General features: G+C 75.9%; 1 protein-coding gene and 1 pseudogene. Both read right to left on the reverse strand.

Annotation, left to right across the window (positions count from 1 at the left end; translation table 11 throughout):
• Positions 1–66: 66 nt before the first annotated feature.
• Positions 67–942 (reverse strand): methyltransferase, encoded by an 876-nt coding sequence (locus ND748_RS31700; protein WP_251749965.1) that lies wholly within the window; start codon positions 940–942, stop codon positions 67–69.
• A gap of 169 nt (positions 943–1,111) precedes the next feature.
• Positions 1,112–1,543: pseudogene (locus ND748_RS31705) on the reverse strand (hypothetical protein); the annotation flags it as partial.

Consider the following 1,543-nt stretch of genomic DNA (forward strand, 5'->3'; position numbering starts at 1 on the left):
CCGCCAGCCGGTCGGCGGTGGCCGCGGAACCACCGTCCCGCGCGGTGTCGGACCCCGCCACGGTGCTCACGCGTCGCTCCCCGACAGGCGGGAGACGGGCCGGGCCGGCAGCTCACGGTGCCCGGGGAGGATCGGCGTCCGGCGGTGGCCGTCGACGGTCGTCGTCCGACCGACGCCCGCGGTCTCGTCGAGGCCGGTGGCGCTGCCCGCCGTGGTGAGGATCCGGCGGAGCACGGTGGCGCCATGGTCGGGCTCGTCGGCGGCAGCGATCGGGTCGCCGGCGCGAACCCAGGTGACCCCGGCGAGCAGGTAGCCCTCCGGGCCGAAAAAGGCCCGGCCCGATCGGGCCAGTTCGCCGATGCGGCGGCTGACCCAGGGCAGGCGGGAGTACCGCCCGAACGGAATGGGCCGCACCAACCAGTCCGCGACCCGGTAGCCGGCGGCGCGGGCGTGCTGGACAAGACCCACCGGGTCGGAGATGGAGGCGATCATCAGCAGCACCACGTCCATCTCCGCGGACAGGATGCGCCGCGCGACATGTGCACCGTCATGCCCGCCCCACAGGTGGGAAGCGCCGACCGGCCGCACGGTCGCCGGCAGGTACGGCGGGTTGCCGATCGCGCACCGCGCCGGCCGCGCCGACACGGCTGGCGCCCCGGGCGCGGTGGCGGCGAAGAAGTCGCCCTGGACGACGGTGTAGTTGCCCAGCTCCACCCCGGCCGCCGCCCGGCTCGCCATCCGCGCGGCCTCGGCGTCCAGCTCGTACCCGGTGATGGGCACCCGTGACCCGGATCGTTGCAGCGCCTCGACGACCGGCCGGGCGGTTCCCGGCCCGATCTCCACGATGCCGCCGGCGAGCAGCGGCGCGAGCTCGGGCGACATCAGCAGCCGCTCCACGCAGTGGCCGTAGAAGGTGGACTCGATCGGATCGAAGAAGGGCATGCCATCGCTCCTCGGCTGAGCAGCATGACGTCGCTGCCACGGATGGGGCGGTCGCACAGTGGCGCGGTTACTACGGTGAGGGCACATCCCTGCGCGCCAGGTAAGAGATGTCCGGTGGCAGCCCAGCAAAACCCCCTTCCCGCCCGCCGCTCGGCCGCAGGAGCGCAGCTCAGCCCTGCCAGCCCTCCGGGGCCGTGGCCGGTGACGGGGCCGGGGCCGGGGACAGGGCCGGGGACAGGGCCGGGGACGGCGACGGCGACGGGCGCCAGCCGCCCGCGTCGACGCCGCCGGGCACCGGGCCGGCGGGAGCGTACGGGGCCCGGGTGAAGACGAACGAGGCGAGTTCGAGGTGGCTGAGCTCGCCGTCGGACTGGCGCCGCGGGACGAGGGTCTCGCCGGCGAAGTAGCCGTCGACGCCGAGGAAGGTGCCGCGCCCAGCGGGGCCGGGGCGGAACCTGGATCGCCGGCCGGAGCGGCCCAGCGGCGCGAGCAGCAGCCCGCCGTCCGGCCGCAGCGACAGTGCGTACGGCGCCGGTCCCCAGTACCAGACGCCGGTGACGTCGAGCGGCTCCCGCCCGGCCGCCGGTGCGGGCACCCACTC

This window comes from Frankia sp. AiPs1 (assembly GCF_023716945.1).
Lineage (GTDB): Bacteria > Actinomycetota > Actinomycetes > Frankiales > Frankiaceae > Frankia.